We start from the raw sequence: 20,029 nt of genomic DNA, 5'->3' as shown, positions 1-20,029 counted from the left end.
GCAAAAAATCCTGCAGGCGTCACCGCGTTCGGCGGTCCAACACCCTGATTCTGCGTTTAATTTTCCTTGGGAGAACCGGTCTCGTTACCTCCGGTTCAGTCGCCGCCGCAACATCTGAAACATTAAGTTTGAAACGGCTGATTCCGTCAAGGGGTGGAACTTAACCGAATGCTAACCACAACATCTTGTGGATGGCCTTGTGAAGACTGGGGAAAGTCGGGTAAGCCTGAAAATACAAGGGCTTGCAGCAACGACCAGGCTAGGAAGAGGCCGGAATGCCAAAAAAACCGGCTGCGGTAAAAGTTAGGATGGCTTTTGAGACGCAAATGCGCATGGCGATTCGTTGAGGGAAATCAGCACTTTCTAGAGGGCGTCGATGGCAATCGTGACGGTCGCCGTGCCGATCGGCTTGCCCGCCTCGTCGGTGATCACGAAGCTTGCCTGGGTTTCCAGAAGCTGGGTCGACTCGTCGCGCTCCGCCGGGCTGATATAGATCTCCTGCGAATCGCGGGCGAAGGTTTGCAGAAACTTATCCTCGTCGCCCTGCCAGTAGTCTGTCGTGATGGTGCTCTGTCCGACATTCAGCCCGTGACAGTCGGTGACGAAGAATTCGAGGATCGTTCCCTGCGAATCATCCTGCTTCGATTTGAGATAATGCGAGACGGATTTCGCCACCAGCGCCCTGACCATCTGGAAATTGCCCTGGGCGACCTCCGCCTGGTAGGTTTCGTCCAGCACCCGCATGTCCATCTCGCTGACATCGCTGAATCTGGCGTTCTGCTCCTCGATCGCCTTCAGGACGACGGGAGCCTTAACCACCGGCCGGACGAATGTTTCGACATATTCGCGCACGACGCTGATATAGGCCGGCTCGGCCCCGGCAGGCGTATAAGGAAACAGGCAGCCGATCAGCCCGAAGGCCGCTGCCGTTCGTATCTTGCCCCAGCACGCCATTGCGTTTCCCCAACCGCATTCAGCTACACTTTATATCCGGTTATTGCGACCGGTAGTTGCCTGAGCCTATGCTAATAAAATAAAATGGACGTTACCGAACGGGGCTGGAAGCTGCTATCGGGGAGACAAATATTGGGACAATTTTCGGTCGTAAAGCCGGAGGTTACTCGCGGCATGGGCTGTTAGCCGCGAGCGCCCTTGGCGATCGGCTCCTGGTAGGTGAAGCCCATATCCCAGGGGAAGTAGATCCAGGTGTCCTGGCTGACTTCGGTGATGAAGGTATCGATCGTCGGCACGCCCTTCGGCTTGGCGTAGACGCAGGCGAAATGCGCCTTCGGCAGCATGCCACGCACCTGAGCGGCTGTCTTGCCGGTATCCGTGAGATCGTCGACGACAAGCACGCCTTCGCCGCCGTTTTCCATCAGTTCAGGCGCAATGCCCTTGAGCAGCACCATGTCGCCTTGATTGACGTAGTCGTGATAGGACGCGACGCAGACCGTCTCAATGAGGCGGATGTTCAACTCGCGCGAAATAATCGCCGCCGGAACGAGGCCGCCACGGGTGATACAGACGATCGCCTTGAACTCCTGGCCGAGTCCGGCAAGCCGCCAGGCAAGCGCACGCGCATCACGGTGGAACTGATCCCAGGAAACGGGGAAGGCTTTATCGGGAAGGGACATCGGGTTACTCCGCGGCATGAAAAAACAACACGCCGTTTGCCGGCGACCGCGTGGGTATCGGCTGGCAAAACGCAAATCGCGCAGCCGGAACTGCGCGATGGATGCCGAAGCCTGATATCATCGGTCGCCGCAATTAGCGGGATTTGGAGGCAAAACGCAAGAGCGACGTTAACGCGACAGCAATGTCAGCGCCGTCATGGACTGCAAAAGTGTCTTCGTCGTGCCACCGAAGATCGTCTGCCACAGCCAGGAATGCGTGTAGGCACCCATGACGAGAAGGTCGATGCTGTCGTCCGAAAGCCGGTTCTCGATGACGTGCGAGGCGTTCTTGTCGCCACTTGCGGCCGTGGCGAGCGTCACGTTCACGCCGTGGCGTGCAAGCGTTGCGGCGATCTCCGCGCCGGCAGTCGTCGCCGATCGGGTTGCGGTCTCGGCCGGATCGACGGAGAAGATCTCTACGGCTTCAGCGGCCTTCAATATCGGCAGGGCATCGAAGCAGGCTCGCGTTGCTTCCTTCGAGCCGTTCCAGGCAATCAGCACACGCTTGATCGGCTTCGGCTGGCGGATGATGTAGGGGATCATCAGCACCGGCCGGCCGCTCTCGAACAGGAATTCGTCGACGTCCACGTGGCTGTCGGAGGGCCGTGCCGGATCAGCCTGCGAGGCGATCAGCAGGTCGGCACTGCGCGCGCTTTCGATCAGCGGTGCAGAGCCGTATCCGGTCGACGTCACAAAAGCTCGCCATTCGAAGGAAGCGCCTGCAGCATCGGCACGGGCACGGAAGATACGCTCGACCTCGATGGTCTCGGCATGGGCCATGTCCTGAAGCGCCTGCACGGCGACCGGATCGGGAATTTCCATCGGCGCGACCAGCGGGACGGCGGCGATCGTTTCGGCATGTAGGCCGATCACATGGGCGCCGCTTTCTGCGGCGATGGCAAAGGCGAAATCGGCAACAGCGCCACTATTGTCTGCTGTATCCAGAATGGCGAGAATGGTTTTATAAGACATATCAATTCTCCGTTGCGGCTGAAATGATGGTCCGCGAGGAAAGAAATGCTCGGGAATGCGGGGCGGTTCCTTGACCGGGATCAAGGCCGCACACAGTCTTCACGCTTCCGCCGAATGGTTTTCGGCAATGTCCTTCCTGCGTCTGATATCCTCGATCATGGCCCGCACGTCCGCACCCGCAGCCTCGACTATATCCTGCGAGCGACCACGCACCACGATCTCGGTCGAAAATTTCTGCCCCACGTAACGCGGATAGGAGCCGATGCTGGTCTCCGGATGCGCCTTCTGGATCGCCGCCAGCGGCGTGCCTATCTCCCCTTCGCCATATGGGCAGGCGATGGCGAGCGAGACGACGGGCGTGCCCGTCCGCAGCGTCGGCAGCACATTGTCGACCATCGCCTGAAACACCTGCGGAACGCCGGCCATCACATAGACATTGCCGATGACAAAACCGGGCGCGGTCGAAACCGGGTTGGCGATATGGGCTGCACCGCGTGGCATGCGTGCCATGCGCTGACGAGCCTCGGTGAATTCCATCTCGCGGCGCCTGTACATCTCGGCGAGCAGCGCCATCGCCGCCGCATCATGTTCGCAGGGCACGGCGAAAGCCTTCGAGACGGCATCCGCAGTGATATCGTCATGCGTCGGTCCGATGCCGCCGGAGGTGAAGACATAGTCGTATTTGCCGCGGAGCGCGTTTAGCGCCTCAACGATCGCATCCTCCTCGTCGGCGACGATGCGAACCTCCTTCAGGTCTATGCCCGAGATGGTCAGCATGTCGGCGAGGTGGCCGATATTCTTGTCCTTGGTACGGCCGGAAAGAAGCTCGTCGCCGATGGCTAGCATGGCGGCGGTAACGACGGTCTCATTGCTCATGGGGATATTCCGTGGTGTGAAGCTTGCAAATAGGTAGCGTCGTTTAGCCGTTTTGCAAACGGCAAAGCGGCTAAACTGAAGGCTCGTTCAACCCCAAACGAAAGGGCAAGTGAATTTTCGTCTACAGCCAGTGAACAGTGAGTTCTTCGGGGCAGGGCTGTGTTCAACCGGATGCGCTGATAGAACCCTTGCGGTCAGGAAATTCAATCAATCCTTTGATGGAGATAACAATGGCGAAGATTCTCGTCCTCTACTACTCGGCTTATGGCCACATCGAAACCATGGCATATGCCGTAGCCGAAGGCGCGAAATCCGCCGGCGCTGATGTCGTCGTCAAGCGCGTTCCGGAACTGGTGTCGGAAGAAGTCGCCAAAGCATCCTACTACAAGGTCGACCAGGCAGCGCCGATCGCCACCGTTGACGAACTGCCTGATTACGATGCGATCATCGTCGGCGCCGGCACGCGTTTTGGCACGGTCGCTTCGCAGATGCGCAATTTCTGGGACCAGACCGGTAGCCTGTGGTTCACCGGCAAGCTCGTCGGCAAGGTCGGCTCGATGTTCACCTCGTCCGCCACGCAGCACGGTGGCCAGGAATCGACGATCCTCGGCTTCGTCCCGACCTTCCTGCATCACGGCATGGCCTATGTCGGCCTTCCCTATGCTTTCCAGGGGCAGATGGGCACGGAAGAAGTCAAGGGCGGCTCGCCCTACGGCGCATCCACTATCACCAACGGCGACGGCTCGCGCCAGCCTTCGGCAATCGAGCTTGAAGCTGCCAAGTATCAGGGCGCACATGTCGCCAAGATCACTGCAAAGCTCGCCTGAGTTCAGCTAAAATCTTTCTGTGAGACGGCGGTCCTTGGGGCCGCCGTTTTATTTTGACACGGTGATACCTTAGGTAGGCTCTCCGGTCGCCGTGGGTCGCGCAAACATTTTCTTGACGAATCCGCCCAAGTCGTTGATCTGGACGGCGCGCGAGCGTGGCGAAACTGGTAGACGCAAGAGACTTAAAATCTCTCGGCCTTAGGCTATACGGGTTCGATCCCCGTCGCTCGCACCATCTTCATAAACGCGTTCGAATGTGCTTGTATAAGATGAATGAACCATAGGCAGCGCTTGTCTGTGGTCTCAACGGTGCAAGAAATGTAGGCACTGTGCGGTTGAGTAGGTATTGTCTTAGTGGGAGTAAGACGATGGTTTACGATTGGGATGGAGCAAGAACGCGGCGCGTCAGACTTTTCAAAATGAGTGCCGTTCTACTAATGGCAACGGTGGTGGCAGCAGTGCCACTGTTCTTCTGGGCCTTGCAGATACGCGGGCTTTAACGTCCAAGTCCCTTGTCAGCGTCTGGCAAATTACGCGGCGGCATCCGCCCCGGTTTTCGCTTGACGCCATTTGTTGAAGACCCAGCCAGTGATCAGGCCGAGTGCCGCGCCCATTGCCTTGACGCCTGCATCGTGAAGGCGCGCATGCCGCGTCGGCGACAGGTACTGCAGATATTCGATCGCGATGGCACCGAAGATCAGCAGCACGGCGACTGTCTTCCATCGTCTCGGATAAGCAAGAGCGAAAGCCAGTCCTGCCGCCAGGTAAGCCGCGGCACGGTCAATATCCGGTGTCTCGATCGTGTGTGGTCGCAATTCGATCGGCGAAACTGTCACGAACACGATGAAGGCGAGAAGAAGCCAGGCCAGTGGCTTTGCGATCTTGGATGTCATGATGTCGTCATATTAGCAATCGCTATGCGCCATCAAGTTAAAAGCCGTCCACGTGACGTGGATAGTGGGCGTGATCTGAAGACGCACTTAAGGAAGCCTTTCATCGAGCGAACCGCAAATGGCGCAAACGGGCTTCTTTCCGCTGGCTGGCTGTGTCATAGCGGCGTTGGATTTCTGAAAAATGGACGAACGCACGTGACAAGACACGATGTCGAAGGCGCCGAAGAGGCGATGCGCAGCCTTTTCCCCGCCACGCCGCTGCAGCTTAATGATCACCTTTCCGCTCGCTATGGCGCCGATATCTGGCTGAAGCGCGAGGATCTTTCGCCGGTGCGATCCTACAAGATCCGCGGCGCGTTCAATTTCTTCCGCAAGGCGATCGCCGAGGGCGCGGGCGGCAAGACCTTCGTCTGCGCGTCCGCCGGCAATCACGCGCAGGGTTTTGCGTTCGTGTGCCGCCATTTCGGCGTGCCGGGTGTCGTCTTCATGCCGGTTACCACGCCGCAGCAGAAGATCGACAAGACTCGCATGTTTGGCGCCGGCTTCATCACCATTGAACTCATCGGCGATTTCTTCGATCAGTGCTATCAGGCTGCCCGCGACCATGTGGAGGCGATCGGCGGCGTCATGGTGCCGCCATTCGACCACGTCGATATCATCGAGGGGCAGGCGACTGTCGCCGCAGAAATCATGCAGCAGCTTCCTGAAGGCACGGTGCCTGACATGGTCGTCCTGCCGGTCGGCGGCGGCGGCCTTGCCGCTGGTATCACCGGCTTTCTCGATGGCATCGTGCCGCAATCCGACTTCGTCTTTGCCGAACCTGCCGGCGCGCCGAGCCTTCGCCGCAGCCTCGAGGCGGGGCAACTGGTGACGCTCCCCAAAGTCGACAATTTCGTCGATGGTGCGGCGGTCGCTCGTATCGGCGACCTGAACTTCGCAGCATTGAAGACGTTTTCGCCTGATCAGGTCAAGCTGATGCCGGAAAACGCCATCTGCGTCACCATTCAGGAGATGCTGAACGTCGAAGGCGTGGTGCTGGAGCCGGCCGGCGCCCTGTCGCTGACGGCGATCGCCGCCATGGATCGCCAGGCCATCAAGGGCAAGACGATCGTTGCCGTCGTCTCGGGTGGCAATTTCGATTTCGAGCGGCTGCCCGATGTCAAGGAACGCGCCATGCGCTACGCCGGCTTGAAGAAATACTTCATCCTGCGCCTTGCCCAACGCCCCGGCGCGCTGCGCGACTTCCTCAATCTTCTCGGACCGCATGACGATATCGCCCGCTTCGAATATCTCAAGAAATCGGCGCGCAATTTCGGTTCGATCCTGATCGGCATCGAAACGACGGCTCCGGAAAACTTCGCGACGCTCGTCGCCAATTTCGAAAGGTCAGGCATGGGGTTCGAGGACATTACCGAAAACGAGATCCTCGCAAACCTGATCATTTGACTTTGCGTCCACTGCACTGCGTGCTAAAGGCGAATTATGGCTTCGTTCCTTTCAAACATTCTTTCGGTCTTCTCCGGCGGCGGTAAATCCTCCAACGAGGCATCTGCGGGTCCTTCCGGCGAGCCGCAGCTCTATGGCGATTGCACCATCTATGCCGAGCCGCAGAAGGAAGGCGGCCAGTATCGTCTGGCCGGCCGCATCGAAAAGAAGGTTGGTGAGGACGTTCTTGTGCGCAAGTTCATTCGCGCCGATCTCTTTTCCTCGTCCGATGATGCGATCGAATGCACGGTGCGCAAGGCGCACCAGATCATTGATCAGCACGGCCCTTCTCTCTTCGGCGATGGCGAGAAGCTTCGGCAGGTCTGAGCGCCGTTAGCCGGCAAGTCTTGTTTAAGACCAAATTTCCCGTTGTTTTTCAAAACTATGACAGCATTTCCGTGACGGAAACTGCTGGTTTGCTCACCTAATCTTAAAGGATTTTGGTGAAGGTGGCGCCTGCAGGTTTTGCAGGGCGCCGCTTGTGTTTGAACTTTCCGGACGATTGACCAGAAGATCTGCCGCAGCGGCTGCTGCTGTCTCGCGCGGTCCTGTCGGCGGAGGGCCGTAATGGAGCTCTTCAACGCCGCGCTCTTCATCGTCGAAGCTGTCGGCTATTTCGTGCTGATGGTCAGTCTCCTGCATTTTCGCCAACGCCTCGGATTGGGCGTCTTCCTGACTGCGCTCGGCGTCATGCATTTCATGGAGACCTATCTCGCCGCGGTCTTCTATGTTTCCCTGCCGTTCGGGAACGTCTCGCCGGGGTCTTCGATCTTCTTTTCCGGTAAGCTGATGATGATCCTCATGCTCTACCTGCAGGAGGATGCGGCAACCGTCCGCCAGCCGATCTATGGTCTGTTTCTCGGTAATCTCCTGACCGTCGCCATTGCCTGGGTGCTGCAGCTTCATCAGCCGCTGGAACTGTCGCCCGGCCATCCGGCAGACGTCAATTTCCTGAAGGAAATGGGCTGGCTGATGGTGTGGGGAACGGCAATCCTCTACCTCGACTCGCTCGGCATCATCCTGCTTTACGAGAAGCTTGGCGACTTCATGCGCCGGCGCGTGGTGCTGCGTTTCATGACCTCTGGCCTGGTGCTTTTGACCTTTGACCAGATCCTATTCTTCAGCGGGCTGCACTATTTCATGGGCGTTCCGATGACGGCCTTCTGGGCGGGATGGAAAGCCAAGATGCTGGCCGTCTGCCTCTATTCTCTGATGTTTGCCATCTATGAATACCATATCCGCCGGGACGGCGTTGCCGCTTCCGCCCGCTCGATCAGCGACCTCTTTGGCGATCTGACATTCCGTGAGCGTTATAACGACCTACTGGAGCGAACCGGCCGCGACATGCTGACCGGCGTCTATGACCGCAGCCGCATGGAGCTGGAGGCACCGCTGATGGTGCGTGAGGCGCTTCGGCAGGGCCAGTATGCCACCGTTCTCATTATCGATGCCGACCATTTCAAGGACGTCAATGATGGCTTCGGCCATCTTCAGGGCGACGAGGTTCTAAAGGCCATTGCCGCGAGGCTCGGAATGACGCTGCGCTCGAGCGATCGTATCTTCCGTTTTGGCGGCGAAGAGTTTGTCGCCGTTTGCCCCGGCACGGGTCATGACGAAGGCTTGCTGCTCGCCGAGCGCCTGCGCTGGACGATCGTGACCAGTGTAAAGACGCCCGATGATGCATCGGTATCGGTGAGCATAGGGGTTGCAACCGCCGACGAGGATGGCATCAGCTTCACCACCGTGCTGTCTGCGGCAGACAGCCGCCTCTACGAGGCAAAGAAGAGCGGCCGCAACTGTGTTGTCGGCCGCTCCGGTGTCGTCAAAGTCGGCTAGCTTCCGTTCGCTCAGGCGGCGCGGAAAATCTTGGCGCCGGAGGGAGCGCTCGTCATACCGCCGTCGACGGTAATTTCGATCCCCGTGACATTGCTGGAATCGTCGGAGGCGAGATAGAGCGCGGCCTTTGCGATCTCGTCTGCTTCGCTCATGCGGCCGAGCGCGCTCATGTTCCCGAGCTTTTCTTCCAGTGCCGTCATCGCATCTTCCGACTGCGCATAGGGCGACCAGATCGGCGTGCGTGTGCCGCCCGGCGTTACCTGATTGACGCGGATACCGCGCGGCGCAAGCTCGGAGGCGAGGTTGCGGGTCATGGAGCGCACGGCGCCCTTCGTGGCGGCATAGGCCGACCAGCCCGGCGCACCGAGAACGGCGTGGACGGAGCCGTTGAGAATAACCGAAGCGCCATCGTTCAGATGCGGCAACGCGGACTGGACCGTGAAGAAGACCGAGGTCAGGTTGGTGCTGATGATCTTCTCGAACTGTTCCAGCGAGGTCTGACCGAGAGGCGTCGCGCCGCCGATGCCGGCATTGGCAAAGACGATATCGAACTTGCCGACCTTTGAAGCGGCCTCGGCGAAGATCTTTTCCGCTGCCGCAACGTCGGTGAGATCGATCTTCAGCGCCAGCACCTGCCCACCAAGCGCCTTTTCGGCTGCAGCGAGTGTTTCCGGATTGCGGCCGGTAATGATTACCTTGGCACCTTCGGCGAGAAACACCTTGGCGGTGGCAAGTCCGATGCCGCTGTTACCGCCGGTAATGAGCGCGATCTTGTTCTTGAGACGCATGGAATGGCTCCTATTGGAAAACGGCTCGATCTAGATTATGATCGACATCTAGAAGGATTATGATTGTAATCCAATTGAGTCAAGTCCGCATATCGGGAGATTTTCGATGGGTCATTCGCAACTGGAAAAGCAGAAGACGCACGACAGGATCGTCGAGATCGCTTCGAAGCGCCTGCGAGAGAGAGGACTGGAAGGGCTCGGCGTGGCCGACCTGATGAAGGAGGCGGGCCTGACGGTCGGCGGTTTCTACAAGCATTTTGCGTCGCGTGACGAGATGGTGGCCGAAGCCATGAAACTGGCTTTCGGCTCCTGGGAAGCGAAGGTGCGTTCAGAGGGCAGGGCACCGGCAGATATTCCGATGGCGGAATATTCCGCCAATTACCTGAGCGAGATCCATCGCGATGACGTAAGCGGCGGTTGCCCCTTTGCCGCGCTTACCGCTGATCTTGCCCGCAGCGGTGAGAAATGCCGCTCGCTTGCGACGGAACAGCTGAAGACAAATCTCGGAAATATGACAGGCCGTATGAACGCGGCCGACGAGGCGGAAGCGCGCCGCAAGGCAATCATCGTTTCGTGCCTGATGACCGGGGCGATCGGCCTTGCACGCATTGCCGACGACGAAAAACTCCCTGAAGAAATCCTGGAGACGGTCCGGTCCTTCGTCGATGGTTTCTCGGCAAAATGAAAGGGCCGGCTTGCACCGGCCCCCTCGAGTGGAACTTTTGAATTTGTCGGTTAAAGCATGTAGCGCAAAAGTGTGCAGCGGTTTTGCGATAACGACATGCATCGAACAAAGATCTGAAGCGTGGCAAGCGATCTGAAAGATCGCGACACGCTTTAGGCAGCGAGAGCGAGTTCCTCGACGCGCGACTTGGCGGCGCCGATGGCCTTTTCCGCAGCTTCCGGGCCGAAGGCCAGGCCTTCGACATAGATGGTTTCAATGTCGGTAATGCCGAGGAAGCCGAGAACCGACTTCAGATACGGGACGGCATGGTTCATGCCGGCAGCCGGACCCTGGGAATACACGCCGCCGGAAGCGAGGACGACATAGACCTTCTTGCCGGTGGCGAGGCCAACCGGGCCACTTTCAGTGTACTTGAAGGTGAGGCCGGCGCGGGCCACATTATCGATCCAGGTCTTCAACGAAGAATAGATGTTGAAGTTGATCAGGCCGGTGCCGATGACGATGCTGTCGGCTGCGAGCAGTTCGTTGACGAGTTCGTCGGAAGTCTTGACGGCAACAGTTTCCTGGGCGGTACGGGCTTCCGGCGGCTTGCGGATGGCGCCGGTGAAGAGATCGTCGATGTGCGGCAGCGGGTTTGCAGCAAGGTCGCGGCGCACGACGACGCTACCGGGGTTCTGAGCCTTGAGTTTATCGGCGAGCTCCACGGCGATTGAAGTGGAAAGAGACTCCGAACGCGGGCTGGACGTCAGAAGAAGAATGGAAGACATAGTTGAATTTCCTCTCGAATTGGGTTTCAGCGGCCCGTTGGGAGCGGCAGTCCGCTGCGTCGAGAGAAGAAATAGGGCTGGCCGATTATCGAAAAAACTGGGATAATGTAGATCAAAATTATCGATGGAATGGATGGAAGATGCTTCCGAACCCGACCTTGGACCAATTGCAGGTGTTTTTGACCGTTGCCGAAACCGGCAGCTTCTCGGCCGCTTCGCGCGCACTGAACCGTGCGCAATCGGTCGTCAGCTATACGATCGCCAATCTGGAGGCACAGCTCGAGGTGCCGCTTTTCGAGCGTTCCGGTGCGCGCCAGCCGAAGCTGACGGAAGCGGGCAGGGCGATGCTGGAGGATGCGCGGCGCATCCTGGGCGACCTGCAGGTCATGCGGGCGCGCGTCAAGAGCCTGAGAGAAGGGCTCGAAGCGGAGGTTTCCGTAGCCATCAGCGTCATGGTGCCTTCACGTGCCATGGTGGACGTGCTGCGTGAATTCCGCGAGGTGTTTCCGTCCGTTTCGTTGAGCCTCAACGTCGGTGAACTCGGAATGGTCATGGATCTCGTCCTGAGCGGCAAGGCGACGATCGGGATCGGTGGCGCAGTCCTGAAGCAGGACGATTCGATCGTCACGGAGCGGATCGGTCATTCCTTCATGATGCCCGTTGCCGCGCAGAGCCACCCGCTTGCCCGAGCCGACCGGCCGCTCACGCTCGGTGACGTGCGCGAGGAAGTGCAGCTCGTCGTCACCGATGCGTCGGGCCTGACGAAGGGGCGCGATTTCAACGTTCTATCCTACAAGACATGGCGCGTCAGCGATATTGCGACGAAGCACCAGCTCATCAAGGCCGGCCTTGGCTGGGGTGGTCTTCCGGCGTCCCTGATCCATGACGATCTCCTGAGCGGTGCGCTCGTCCATCTCGATCTGGATGCCTACGAACAGGGGGAATATCCGATCTATTCGATGCGCCGGCCCGCCAACCCGCCCGGACCCGCCGCCACCTGGATGATCGACGCGTTCCGTACGAGGCTTTCCGCCTGCCCGAGCCAAGCCGATTTACACGCTCAGATTGCAGAATTACGTGAACCTAGTATGCCGCTCGCGGCCGAATGAAGGAAGGCGCGGGCGCCGCGCCTTCCTCGATATCTTCGCCTAAAGGACCAGCCTGAACTTCGCGAAGCCCTCGGCGCCTTCGCCTGCATCTTCGATCTTCACGCTCTTGACGTCGGCGAGGTACTGCTTGGCCTTCGGGCCGCTTTCGAACACGACGGTCGTGCCGGGCAGGGGCTTGAACGTCCAGTTGCCGTCGGCGGAAGGGTTGATCGTACCCTGATCATGGACAAAGCGGACGATGACGTCACGGTTGGTATCCGGGGCCTGGAAGATCACCTTATCGGAGGCGATTTCCGGGAAGCTGCCGCCGCCGCCTGCACGGTAGTTGTTGGAAACGACGACGAACTTCTGCGCCGGATCGATCGGCTTGCCCTCGAAGGCGAGGTTCTGGATTCGGTTGGAGTCCGGATTGACGGCCTTGCCCGACGAATCATATTTCGGCGGCTGCGACAGGTCGATCTGATAGGTCACACCGTCGATGACGTCGAAATTGTAGGACGGGAAGTCGTTGTTGAGCAGAAGCGCGTCCTTTGAGCCGGGCTCGATGTGGTTGAACATGCCGGCTGACATTTCCAGCCAGTTCTTCACCTGCGCACCGGTGATGGCGACGGCCTGAACCGTATTCGGATAGAGGTAGAGATCGGCGACATTCTTGATGGCGATATCGCCAGCCGGGACGTCCGTATAGTAGTCGGCACCGCCGCGACCGCCGGCCTTGAAGGGCGCTGCGGCCGAAAGAACCGGCAGATCCTTGAACTGCGTATCGGCCAGCATCTGCTTGATGTACCAGGTCTGTGCCTGTGAAACGATCTGCACGGACGGGTCGTCGGCGACCAGCGCGAAGTAGGAATAGAGCGGCGCGGAGGTCTTGCCGACAGGTGTGCGGACATAGGCAAGCGTTGCCTCATGCTCAGTCTTGGCGGCCTCCACGACTTCCTTCTTGTCGGCGACATCGGCAACGACCTTCTTCTTGTCGTCGCGATGGTAGATCGGCCGTGCTTCGGAGGTGAAGGCGACGATCTTCCAACTGTTGCCGTCCTTCTCCAGCAGAAGGTCGATCAGGCCGAGATGCGAGCCCCAGAAGCCGGCCATGACGGCGGGCTTGCCATGCAGCGTGCCCTTGACCGGATCGGCGTTACCAATGCCATCCCAGGTCTTCGGACCGGGGAAGACAAGATGCTGGTGACCGGTGAAGATCGCATCGATGCCCTCGACGGCAGCAAGATGCAGCGAGGCATTTTCCATCTTTTCGGAGGGGGCGGAACCGTCAATGCCGGAATGGGAAAGCGCGATGACGATATCGGCGCCGGCTTCCTTCATGGCTGGGACCCAGGCCCTCGCGGCCTGGACGATATCGCGCGTCTGGGCCTTGCCTTCCAGGTTTTTGATGTCCCACAGCATGATCTGCGGCGGTACGAAGCCGATGAAGCCGATTTTAACAGGGCTTTCATTGCCGGCGCCATCCTTGATCTGCTTTTCGACGATGATGTAGGGCTTAAAGAAGAGTTCGTCCTGCTTCGGGTCCGAGGCGAGCTGGCCCTTGGTCAGGTTGGCGCAGACGAAGGGGAAGTTCGCGCCTGACAGTACCTTGAACATGAAGTCGAGGCCGTAGTTGAACTCGTGATTCCCGAGCGTACCGACCGTATAGCCGAGCGTGTTCATCGCCTTGATCACCGGATGGACGTCGCCGTCCTTCATGCCATGCTGATAGGCCATGTAGTCGCCCATCGGATTGCCCTGCAGCACGTCGCCATTGTCGATCAGTAGCGAGTTGGCGGCTTCTGCACGGATATTGTCGACGATCGCTGCCGTGCGCGACAGGCCCATCGTGTCGTTCGGCTTGTCGGCGTAATAATCGTAGGGGAAGACATTGACGTGAATGTCGGTCGTTTCCATGAGCCGCAGATGTGCCTGGTTGGAGGCGGCACGGGCGCTGAATGGGTGCAGCAGCACCAGGGCAGAAGTGGCGGCAAGACCGCCGAGCAGCGAACGGCGGCTCATCGAAGGCACATCGAAAATGGAAGACATGGAAACACTCCTTTTGACATCATGCACCACCCGGTTCGATGAACTTAGGATGATTGGCCAAGGAGTACATCGTGAAAATGACAGAACGGCAAAGACGATGCCAAGGAAGCGGCATCGTCTCGGAAAGCGTTACCGAACGCGTGGCACTTCGCGGTGGAAGAAGCGGAAATAGGAGGCAACGAGCGCGCGGGCATTGGAATTCACGTCGAACTGGATGCCGACGCGGCCATTGTGTTTCCAGCGCACGACGCCTTCCAGCATGCCGAGATCGTCAGCTTCGATGCGCACCTTGCTGCCCGAGGCTGCATAAAGCGGCGCCTTGACCTCGAGTGCTGCACCCGTGGTGGAAAGATCGAGGATGCGGGCATCCACTTGGCTGTTCAGATAACGGATCTTGCCGAAGACGCGGCAGTTCTTGCGGTCGGTCTTGCGGGCCGAGATCTTGAGATTGCGTGTCATGCTTGTCCCCGTGAAGAATTCGGGCAAAACATACGCTTCGAAGATTGAAATGCCTTTAGGGGCTTACCTAAAATTGTTGCGAAAGTCTCAATTCGGCACGCCCGCCCGCCGCGCCACCACATGTTCGCGCCAGACGGTGAAGATACCCGCTGCGACCACGATGAGCGAACCGACGATCATGTTCAGCGTCAGTGTTTCCCCATAGATGAGCACTCCGAGGATGGAGGCATAGACGAGTTGGATATAGGTGAGCGGCTGAACTGCTGCCGCATCGAGCGCGTCATAGGCGCGGATCAGGAAGTAATGGCTCGACGTGCCGGTCAGGCAGACGGCGAGCATCCATATCCAATCCCATCCGTATACCGGCGTCCAATAGAAGGGCCCGGCAAGCGTCATGACGGCGGCTCCGACGACACCCGTATAGAAAAAGCTCGTCATCGCCGAATCCTGCCGGCTCACGTAACGCGTGGCGATCACATAGAGCGCGAAGTTGAAGCAGGAAATGACCGCAACAAGCAGATTCACGTCGAAGAATCCGCCTTCCGGCTTAAGGATCAACAGCACTCCGAGAAGCCCGACACCGATCGCAGTCCAGCGGCGCCAGCCGACCCGCTCGCCAAGGAGTGGTATGGCAAGCAGTGCGACAATGATGGGAGTGGCGGCAAAGATCGCCTGCGAATGCGCAAGGCCGATCAGCGCAAAGCAGGTGATTGCCAGCACCACCTGCGTGGCCAGCAGAACCCCGCGTGAGAACTGAAGAAAGGGATGCTTCGTCCGGGCGGTGGCGCCGATACCGCCGCGCATCCTTGCCGCCAGAACCACGGTGAACAGGCCGAAAGCCCAATAGCGGACCATTGTCACGAAGATGGGCGAATAGATCGAACCAAGATGCTTCGAGATTGCGTCCTGCGCTGAGAAGATCGTGAGCGCGAGAAGCAGGAAGATATAACCGTGCGTCTTGGATTTCATGTCTTGCCGTTGAAACGGGAGATGCCCGCAGCGCTAGCTAGGGCAGGATTTCAGTTGCTTTGCAAGGGCTCAGAGACCGACATTCGGCCTGTCGATGATTTCGCGCAGCGCAAAGCTCGAATTGATCTTCACCACATGCGGCAGCGCTGAAAGCCAGTCGCGATGGATGCGCTCGTAGTCTTCCAGATCGCGGGCAGCGACCCGCAGGATATAGTCGTATTCACCGGACATCAGATAGCAGACGAGCACGTTCGGACAGCGCTTCACCGCCGCCTCGAATTCCGACAGCGTCTTGGCGAACTGGCCGGATAGCGAGATATGCACAATGGCGATCATCTTGTAGTCGAGCGCTTTATGCGAAAGTCGGGCGTGGTAGCCGCCGATGACACCGCTCTTTTCAAGAATGTCGAGCCGCCGCGAACAGGCCGAAGGCGACAGTCCCACCTTGTCTGCAAGCTCGGCATTGGTGATGCGGGCATTGATCTGCAACGCCCTCAAAATCGCAAGATCGATATTATCGAGGTCAGACATTCGAAGAACCTTCGAAAAATGAATGGATGACGCAATAATCTTCGAAACTTTGCTTTCGCGCAAATCCTCTTTGCAAGGACATTTCGTGGCTGTGGTGCTTGGATTCAGGAGCGAGAGAACGTTCCGCGCAACGCGGACATAAAATGAGAGGAACGCGAATGCGTGTCGGCTGCCCGAAGGAAATCAAGAACCATGAATATCGCGTCGGTCTGACGCCGGCTTCAGTGAGAGAATATGTCGCCCACGGCCACGAGGTCTGGGTCGAAACCAAGGCAGGTGCCGGCATCGGTGCCGACGATGCTGCCTATGCGGCCGCTGGCGCGAAGATCGCCGCCTCTGCCAAGAATATCTTCGAAAAGTGCGACATGGTCGTCAAGGTCAAGGAGCCCCAGCCTTCGGAATGGGCGCAGCTCCGCGACGGTCAGCTTCTTTACACCTACCTGCATCTCGCGCCCGATCCGGAACAGACCAAGGGTCTGTTGGCATCTGGCGTTACCGCCATTGCCTATGAGACGGTGACAGACGAGCGTGGCGGCCTGCCTTTGCTGGCGCCAATGTCCGAAGTTGCCGGCCGTCTGTCGATCCAGGCAGGCGCCACGGCGCTGCAGAAGGCCAATGGCGGCCTCGGCATCCTGCTCGGCGGCGTGCCCGGTGTTCTGCCGGCGAAGGTCGCCATCATCGGCGGCGGCGTCGTCGGCCTGCATGCGGCCAAGATGGCTGCCGGTCTCGGCGCCGATGTCAGCATTCTTGACAAGTCACTGCCGCGCCTGCGCCAGCTCGACGATATTTTCAACGGCCGTATCCATACGCGCTATTCCAGCATCCAGGCGCTGGAAGAAGAAGTCTTCTCCGCCGATCTCGTCATCGGCGCCGTGCTGATCCCCGGTGCAGCCGCGCCGAAGCTCGTCACCCGTGAAATGCTCTCGGGAATGAAGAAGGGTTCCGTCATCGTCGACGTCGCTATCGACCAGGGTGGCTGCTTTGAAACTTCGCACGCCACGACGCATTCCGACCCGACCTATGTCGTCGACGACGTCGTGCATTATTGCGTCGCCAACATGCCGGGCGCCGTTCCCGTCACGTCAGCCCATGCGCTGAACAACGCGACGCTCGTCCACGGCCTGGCGCTTGCCGATCGTGGCCTGCGCGCCATTGCCGAGGACAAGCATCTGCGCAACGGGTTGAACGTTCATAAGGGTCGTATCACCAACAAGCCGGTTGCCGAGGCCCTGGGCTACGAAGCCGTTGCCCCGGAAAGCGCGCTGAACGTAGCGTAAACTAACTGACTTTAGGTCAATCGAGGGCGCCGGATTCCGCAAGGGCCGGCGCTTTTACTTTGTCGATCCGGCACTGATAGCAATTGTTGCGGGCCGAGCGTACATGCACATAGGCGATGCCGGGCCGCGCGAGCAATTCGGCCGCATAGCCGGGAATTTTCTCGATCGGCGTCACCGCGCCGGTGCCGTAAACAATCCTGTCGTTCTCGCCATAGCCGCGGACAATGAAATCCGGGCTCGTGGTCAGCACCGGAGGCAGAACCTCGTCGGCGGAATAGCGCTTGCAGGGCTGCTTGTGCAGGAAGATCGGTCCGGTCTCGGCATAGGGCTGCAGTTCCGGAAAGGGCCGATAGGCGAAGACGAAGAGTTCCTCGCCGGCACCGATATTTTTCAGGCAGTGCCGGCAGGGATAACCATCGCCGTCGGAAACCAGCATTTCCGGTGAACGGTCATAGGCGTCATGGCTGCCGCTCCAGAGCGCTTCGGCATCTGCTGTCGGCATGGCGGAAAACTGAATGCTGGTCATGGCAAATCTCCTTGTGAGCTTTGCCATAGTGTCTGCGCTGACGGTTGCCCAAGCCACCCGATTCTTGCTTCGGACCGGCAAAGGGTAGTTTGCACCTGCAAACGCAGTCAGCTTTTTCTGGCTATTTCCAGCAATTCCTTGTCGCTCAACGGTCTGACGATCCCGGTGCCGGTAGAGACCGGAGAGAAACCGAACATCTGGTAGAGCTGCAATGCGCGCGGATGGTCGAGATTATTGGTGGTCGTGGTGACCTTCTTCGGGTTCAGCGTCCAGATGGCGTAGAGCGCCTGGAGCAGGAACCATTTGCCGATACCGAGGCCGAGCGCATGTTCGAAGAGCCCGAAATGGCAGAGCTCGATCGTATCCTCGTCCTCGCAGAGATACTCGAAGAAGCCGGCCGGCGCACCGTTGACGTACAGCACGCTGATATTGTTGCGCTTGTCATGCAGCACCGCGGTCAGTTCCTCGTCGCTCATCCTGAGACGTTCGACCCACTGCCAGCGCGCACCGACCTGCCGGTAAAGATAGCGATAGAAGGCCAGGGGAATTTCTGGCGCGCGCATGATTGCCGTCTGGATGTTGACGGGCACAGGCAGGCTTGCCTTCGGCGGAGCGACCATTTCAAGCCGCGTAATATGGGCCTTGAGCGAGGCGGGCGTCTTTCCCATGGCGGTCAGGCTTTGACCGGTTCAGGCGGGCCGGTGACGACGGGCGTGTCCTCACGGCTACCCCATTCGCTCCAGGAGCCGTCATAGAGCTTGTTGTCGGTATGGCCGAGCGATTCCAGCGCCAGTGTGATGATCGCGGCCGTAATGCCCGAACCGCAGGAAGTGACGACCGGCTTGGTAAGGTCGATGCCGCCATCTTCGATCGTCTGCTTCAATTCCGGCAGCGATTTGAAGCGGCCCTGGTTGGCGAAGACGCCTGAAGGCAGGCTGCGCGCGCCGGGCATATGGCCGGAGCGCATGCCAGCGCGGGGTTCGGGCTCTGCGGCGGCGAAACGCCCGGCGCTGCGGGCATCGGCAATCTGTAGGGCGCTGCTGGCTACGATATCGCGCATCTGCTCGAGATGAACGACGCGGCTGGCATCGTAATTTGTCTTGAATGTCGCCGGGGCATGGTGCGGCACCTCGGTTTCGAGTGGCCGGCCTTCGGCTTTCCAGCCATCCAGCCCCCCATCGAGCACGAAGACGTTCTTTGCGCCCATCACACGGAACAGCCACCAGACGCGCGGCGAGGCGAACATGCCGATGCCGTCATAGACGACGATGCGGTCGTTCTCACTGATGCCGAGCTTACCGACCTGAGCGGCGAAATAATCGGGCGCGGGGATCGTGTGGGGCAGGTTGGTCGAATGGTCAGCGATCTTGTCCTGATCGAAACGGATCGCGCCGGGAATATGGCCGGCGGCATATTCCGCATCGGCGTCGCGTTTCTGCGCCGGAAGATAGAAGGATGCGTCGAGAACGCGCAGGTCGGACTTACCGAGTTCAGCCTGCAGCCAGTTGGCCGAGACGACGAAACGGCTCTTGGTGTCACTCATGATGATCTCCCCAAATATCAGGCCCAAATGGCAGGCATCGTCTATCAGGCTTCGTCGCCGGGCATGCCGAAGCGAATGCGGAAGCGCCGGTTCTCTTTGCCCTTCTTCTCGATCTTGGCAATATGAATCTGGCCGACTTCCTGTGTTTCCGAAACATGCGTGCCGCCGCAGGGCTGACTGTCAACAGCCGAATTCTCGCCGATGCTGACGAGGCTGACGCGGCCGAGGCCAACAGGGGGGCGCACGTTCTTCGATTTGACGATGCCGGGATTGGCCGCAAGCTCCTCATCCGTAATCCACTGAAGATAGACCGGATGATTCTGGTTGACGAGATCCATGAGCTTGGCCGTCACCTCGTCCTTGTCGATCGTATCGGTCATATCGAAATCGACGCGGCTCTCATCCTCGCCGACCGCTGCCCCCGTGATCGGATAGGAGCAGACGACCGAGAGAAGATGGCAGGCCGTATGCATTCGCATCAGCTTGTAGCGGCGCGGCCAGTCGATATGCAGCACCAGCTTCTCGCCAATCTCGGCGCGCGGTTGCCCCTCGAGCGGCACATGGAGGATAATGTCCTTGCTCGCACCGTGTTTGGCTTGCCCAAGCTCTATCTTCGAACCGTCAGCCCGTTCGAAGAAACCGGTATCACCCGGCTGCCCTCCCGATGTGGCGTAAAAGCAGGTCTGGTCCAGTTCAATGCCCCCGTCCTCGTGAACGGCCGTGACGACCGCTTCGCATGTGGAGAGATAGAAGTCGTCACGGTAGAGGGCATTGACTGGCATGGA

21 protein-coding genes, 1 tRNA gene and 1 pseudogene are annotated in these 20,029 nt (G+C 59.1%); 8 read left to right on the top strand and 15 right to left on the bottom strand.

All coding sequences use genetic code 11. The features are described 5' to 3' along the window. Window positions 1-363: 363 nt before the first annotated feature. From AC1D35_RS02840 to AC1D35_RS02825, 4 genes are all read right to left on the bottom strand, one after another. Window positions 364-954: a hypothetical protein gene (locus tag AC1D35_RS02840; protein WP_113297852.1), complete on the bottom strand. Its 591-nt coding sequence runs from the start codon at window positions 952-954 to the stop codon at window positions 364-366. Between the two features lie 182 nt (window positions 955-1,136). Next, window positions 1,137-1,634, bottom strand: a complete 498-nt coding sequence (gpt, locus tag AC1D35_RS02835) for a xanthine phosphoribosyltransferase (RefSeq protein WP_113297851.1) — start codon at window positions 1,632-1,634, stop codon at window positions 1,137-1,139. Between the two features lie 168 nt (window positions 1,635-1,802). Then, window positions 1,803-2,645 carry a universal stress protein gene (locus AC1D35_RS02830; protein ID WP_113297850.1) on the bottom strand — a complete coding sequence of 281 codons (843 nt, stop codon included), beginning with the start codon at window positions 2,643-2,645 and terminating at the stop codon, window positions 1,803-1,805. A 99-nt stretch (window positions 2,646-2,744) separates the two neighbouring features. Beyond that, a complete protein-coding gene (locus AC1D35_RS02825) occupies window positions 2,745-3,521 on the bottom strand; it encodes a competence/damage-inducible protein A (RefSeq protein ID WP_113309168.1) in 777 nt (258 codons plus the stop codon). A 230-nt stretch (window positions 3,522-3,751) separates the two neighbouring features. Between AC1D35_RS02825 and wrbA the strand changes: the two genes are divergently transcribed. Both wrbA and AC1D35_RS02815 read left to right on the top strand, forming a co-directional pair. Next, window positions 3,752-4,348, top strand: a complete 597-nt coding sequence (wrbA, locus tag AC1D35_RS02820) for an NAD(P)H:quinone oxidoreductase type IV (RefSeq protein WP_113297848.1) — start codon at window positions 3,752-3,754, stop codon at window positions 4,346-4,348. Between the two features lie 149 nt (window positions 4,349-4,497). Further along, window positions 4,498-4,583: transfer RNA gene (locus AC1D35_RS02815), tRNA-Leu, on the top strand. A 295-nt stretch (window positions 4,584-4,878) separates the two neighbouring features. Here the strand turns inward: AC1D35_RS02815 and AC1D35_RS02810 are convergent. Next, window positions 4,879-5,241 carry a VanZ family protein gene (locus tag AC1D35_RS02810; protein ID WP_477854127.1) on the bottom strand — a complete coding sequence of 121 codons (363 nt, stop codon included), beginning with the start codon at window positions 5,239-5,241 and terminating at the stop codon, window positions 4,879-4,881. 195 nt (window positions 5,242-5,436) lie between these two features. Between AC1D35_RS02810 and ilvA the strand changes: the two genes are divergently transcribed. The 3 genes from ilvA to AC1D35_RS02795 all read left to right on the top strand — a co-directional run bounded on the left by ilvA (window position 5,437) and on the right by AC1D35_RS02795 (window position 8,562). Then, entirely contained in the window at window positions 5,437-6,687 is a 1,251-nt protein-coding gene (gene ilvA / locus AC1D35_RS02805) for a threonine ammonia-lyase (RefSeq protein ID WP_113309166.1), read from the top strand. Window positions 6,688-6,723: 36 nt separating this feature from the next. After that, window positions 6,724-7,053, top strand: coding sequence for an HlyU family transcriptional regulator (locus AC1D35_RS02800; RefSeq protein ID WP_113297845.1), 330 nt, complete (start codon window positions 6,724-6,726; stop codon window positions 7,051-7,053). A gap of 240 nt (window positions 7,054-7,293) precedes the next feature. Next, complete coding sequence (locus tag AC1D35_RS02795; protein WP_113309165.1) at window positions 7,294-8,562, top strand: GGDEF domain-containing protein; 1,269 nt, start codon at window positions 7,294-7,296, stop codon at window positions 8,560-8,562. A gap of 11 nt (window positions 8,563-8,573) precedes the next feature. On the opposite strand, the gene AC1D35_RS02790 is transcribed toward AC1D35_RS02795, so the two are convergent. Beyond that, window positions 8,574-9,350: an SDR family oxidoreductase gene (locus AC1D35_RS02790; RefSeq protein WP_113297843.1), complete on the bottom strand. Its 777-nt coding sequence runs from the start codon at window positions 9,348-9,350 to the stop codon at window positions 8,574-8,576. A gap of 106 nt (window positions 9,351-9,456) precedes the next feature. On the opposite strand from AC1D35_RS02790, the gene AC1D35_RS02785 reads away from it, so the two are divergent. Beyond that, a complete protein-coding gene (locus tag AC1D35_RS02785; RefSeq protein WP_113309164.1) occupies window positions 9,457-10,035 on the top strand; it encodes a TetR/AcrR family transcriptional regulator in 579 nt (192 codons plus the stop codon). Window positions 10,036-10,187: 152 nt separating this feature from the next. Here AC1D35_RS02785 and AC1D35_RS02780 read toward each other — a convergent pair whose 3' ends face one another. Continuing rightward, window positions 10,188-10,802, bottom strand: a complete 615-nt coding sequence (locus AC1D35_RS02780; RefSeq protein WP_113309163.1) for an FMN-dependent NADH-azoreductase — start codon at window positions 10,800-10,802, stop codon at window positions 10,188-10,190. Between the two features lie 140 nt (window positions 10,803-10,942). Here AC1D35_RS02780 and AC1D35_RS02775 point away from each other — a divergent pair, with 140 nt between their 5' ends. Further along, window positions 10,943-11,911 (top strand): LysR family transcriptional regulator, encoded by a 969-nt coding sequence (locus tag AC1D35_RS02775; RefSeq protein WP_113309162.1) that lies wholly within the window; start codon window positions 10,943-10,945, stop codon window positions 11,909-11,911. Window positions 11,912-11,950: 39 nt separating this feature from the next. On the opposite strand, the gene AC1D35_RS02770 is transcribed toward AC1D35_RS02775, so the two are convergent. The 4 genes and pseudogenes from AC1D35_RS02770 to AC1D35_RS02755 form a co-directional block, all read right to left on the bottom strand. Continuing rightward, window positions 11,951-13,939, bottom strand: a complete 1,989-nt coding sequence (locus AC1D35_RS02770; protein ID WP_113309161.1) for a bifunctional 2',3'-cyclic-nucleotide 2'-phosphodiesterase/3'-nucleotidase — start codon at window positions 13,937-13,939, stop codon at window positions 11,951-11,953. A gap of 144 nt (window positions 13,940-14,083) precedes the next feature. Beyond that, window positions 14,084-14,398 (bottom strand): annotated as a pseudogene (locus tag AC1D35_RS02765) (PilZ domain-containing protein); the annotation flags it as partial. Between the two features lie 87 nt (window positions 14,399-14,485). Next, on the bottom strand, window positions 14,486-15,367 hold the full coding sequence (locus AC1D35_RS02760; RefSeq protein ID WP_113309160.1) for a DMT family transporter: 882 nt from the start codon (window positions 15,365-15,367) through the stop codon (window positions 14,486-14,488). A gap of 69 nt (window positions 15,368-15,436) precedes the next feature. Further along, window positions 15,437-15,898 carry an Lrp/AsnC family transcriptional regulator gene (locus tag AC1D35_RS02755; protein ID WP_113297897.1) on the bottom strand — a complete coding sequence of 154 codons (462 nt, stop codon included), beginning with the start codon at window positions 15,896-15,898 and terminating at the stop codon, window positions 15,437-15,439. A gap of 158 nt (window positions 15,899-16,056) precedes the next feature. Between AC1D35_RS02755 and ald the strand changes: the two genes are divergently transcribed. Beyond that, window positions 16,057-17,175, top strand: coding sequence for an alanine dehydrogenase (ald, locus tag AC1D35_RS02750; RefSeq protein WP_113309159.1), 1,119 nt, complete (start codon window positions 16,057-16,059; stop codon window positions 17,173-17,175). 16 nt (window positions 17,176-17,191) lie between these two features. Here the strand turns inward: ald and AC1D35_RS02745 are convergent, their stop codons facing one another. The 4 genes from AC1D35_RS02745 to AC1D35_RS02730 form a co-directional block, all read right to left on the bottom strand. Continuing rightward, on the bottom strand, window positions 17,192-17,701 hold the full coding sequence (locus AC1D35_RS02745; RefSeq protein WP_113309158.1) for a DUF1203 domain-containing protein: 510 nt from the start codon (window positions 17,699-17,701) through the stop codon (window positions 17,192-17,194). A 107-nt stretch (window positions 17,702-17,808) separates the two neighbouring features. Next, a complete protein-coding gene (locus AC1D35_RS02740; RefSeq protein WP_113297835.1) occupies window positions 17,809-18,369 on the bottom strand; it encodes a GNAT family N-acetyltransferase in 561 nt (186 codons plus the stop codon). Between the two features lie 5 nt (window positions 18,370-18,374). After that, a complete protein-coding gene (gene sseA, locus AC1D35_RS02735; protein WP_113309157.1) occupies window positions 18,375-19,244 on the bottom strand; it encodes a 3-mercaptopyruvate sulfurtransferase in 870 nt (289 codons plus the stop codon). A 44-nt stretch (window positions 19,245-19,288) separates the two neighbouring features. Continuing rightward, on the bottom strand, window positions 19,289-20,026 hold the full coding sequence (locus AC1D35_RS02730) for an alanyl-tRNA editing protein (protein ID WP_113309156.1): 738 nt from the start codon (window positions 20,024-20,026) through the stop codon (window positions 19,289-19,291). Window positions 20,027-20,029: the final 3 nt, after the last annotated feature.

This window comes from Rhizobium sp. P1_E6 (assembly GCF_056405875.1).
The sequence above is the reverse complement of the archived record's forward strand: the minus strand, read 5'-3'. Positions and strand labels throughout refer to the sequence as shown.

Excerpts from the sequence above, each read along its gene's own strand:
- AC1D35_RS02840 (WP_113297852.1), bottom strand. The coding sequence starts at position 954 with ATGGCGTGCTGGGGCAAGATACGAACGGCAGCGGCCTTCGGGCTGATC.
- gpt (WP_113297851.1), bottom strand. The coding sequence starts at position 1,634 with ATGTCCCTTCCCGATAAAGCCTTCCCCGTTTCCTGGGATCAGTTCCAC.
- AC1D35_RS02830 (WP_113297850.1), bottom strand. The coding sequence starts at position 2,645 with ATGTCTTATAAAACCATTCTCGCCATTCTGGATACAGCAGACAATAGT.
- AC1D35_RS02825 (WP_113309168.1), bottom strand. The coding sequence starts at position 3,521 with ATGAGCAATGAGACCGTCGTTACCGCCGCCATGCTAGCCATCGGCGAC.
- wrbA (WP_113297848.1), top strand. The coding sequence starts at position 3,752 with ATGGCGAAGATTCTCGTCCTCTACTACTCGGCTTATGGCCACATCGAA.
- AC1D35_RS02810 (WP_477854127.1), bottom strand. The coding sequence starts at position 5,241 with ATGACATCCAAGATCGCAAAGCCACTGGCCTGGCTTCTTCTCGCCTTC.
- AC1D35_RS02800 (WP_113297845.1), top strand. The coding sequence starts at position 6,724 with ATGGCTTCGTTCCTTTCAAACATTCTTTCGGTCTTCTCCGGCGGCGGT.
- AC1D35_RS02795 (WP_113309165.1), top strand. The coding sequence starts at position 7,294 with ATGGAGCTCTTCAACGCCGCGCTCTTCATCGTCGAAGCTGTCGGCTAT.
- AC1D35_RS02790 (WP_113297843.1), bottom strand. The coding sequence starts at position 9,350 with ATGCGTCTCAAGAACAAGATCGCGCTCATTACCGGCGGTAACAGCGGC.
- AC1D35_RS02785 (WP_113309164.1), top strand. The coding sequence starts at position 9,457 with ATGGGTCATTCGCAACTGGAAAAGCAGAAGACGCACGACAGGATCGTC.
- AC1D35_RS02780 (WP_113309163.1), bottom strand. The coding sequence starts at position 10,802 with ATGTCTTCCATTCTTCTTCTGACGTCCAGCCCGCGTTCGGAGTCTCTT.
- AC1D35_RS02775 (WP_113309162.1), top strand. The coding sequence starts at position 10,943 with ATGCTTCCGAACCCGACCTTGGACCAATTGCAGGTGTTTTTGACCGTT.
- AC1D35_RS02770 (WP_113309161.1), bottom strand. The coding sequence starts at position 13,939 with ATGTCTTCCATTTTCGATGTGCCTTCGATGAGCCGCCGTTCGCTGCTC.
- AC1D35_RS02760 (WP_113309160.1), bottom strand. The coding sequence starts at position 15,367 with ATGAAATCCAAGACGCACGGTTATATCTTCCTGCTTCTCGCGCTCACG.
- AC1D35_RS02755 (WP_113297897.1), bottom strand. The coding sequence starts at position 15,898 with ATGTCTGACCTCGATAATATCGATCTTGCGATTTTGAGGGCGTTGCAG.
- ald (WP_113309159.1), top strand. The coding sequence starts at position 16,057 with ATGCGTGTCGGCTGCCCGAAGGAAATCAAGAACCATGAATATCGCGTC.
- AC1D35_RS02745 (WP_113309158.1), bottom strand. The coding sequence starts at position 17,701 with ATGACCAGCATTCAGTTTTCCGCCATGCCGACAGCAGATGCCGAAGCG.
- AC1D35_RS02740 (WP_113297835.1), bottom strand. The coding sequence starts at position 18,369 with ATGGGAAAGACGCCCGCCTCGCTCAAGGCCCATATTACGCGGCTTGAA.
- sseA (WP_113309157.1), bottom strand. The coding sequence starts at position 19,244 with ATGAGTGACACCAAGAGCCGTTTCGTCGTCTCGGCCAACTGGCTGCAG.
- AC1D35_RS02730 (WP_113309156.1), bottom strand. The coding sequence starts at position 20,026 with ATGCCAGTCAATGCCCTCTACCGTGACGACTTCTATCTCTCCACATGC.